A 531-nucleotide genomic window follows, 5' to 3' on the forward strand; every position below is an offset into this window, starting at 1 on the left:
TGTCCCCGGCAATGACACAGCCGTCGTTCGACCTGACCGTATGGCCCCCACACGGCGCCACCGAGGTGAACATCGACGGCTTGTATGAGCAGTTGGCCGAGACAGGCTTCGACTACGGGCCGGCGTTCCAAGGCTTGCAGGCCGTGTGGCGGCGTGGCGGCGAGGTATTCGCCGAGGTCGTCCTGCCGCAACCAGCTGCCGAACAAGCCGGCCTGTTCGGGATACACCCGGCCCTGCTCGACGCAGCCCTACACCCAGCCCTGATCGAGTCCACACAGTCCGACAGCGACGGTGACGGTGGTTTGCGGTTGCCGTTCTCCTGGTCTGGGGTGTCGTTGTTCGCTGCCGGGGCCGGGGTGTTGCGGGTCCGGCTGACGGCGGCAGCCGATGGGGGGCTCTCGCTGGTGGTAGCCGATGGGGCCGGTATGGCAGTGGCGATGGTGGAATCGCTGGTGGCCCGCCCGGTCACCGCCGAACAACTGAACACCGCCATCAGTACCGCCGGTGCCTTTCATGACCGCCTGTTCCAAG

General features: G+C 66.9%; 1 protein-coding gene. It reads left to right on the forward strand.

The genetic code is table 11. From position 1 onward, the window contains the following. Window positions 1–65: 65 nt before the first annotated feature. Window positions 66–531, forward strand: a 466-nt coding sequence (locus AC3EO7_RS37895; protein ID WP_435593896.1) for a polyketide synthase dehydratase domain-containing protein, incomplete at its 3' end; no start/stop codon positions are given.

Source organism: Nocardia sp. bgisy118, from assembly GCF_057708605.1.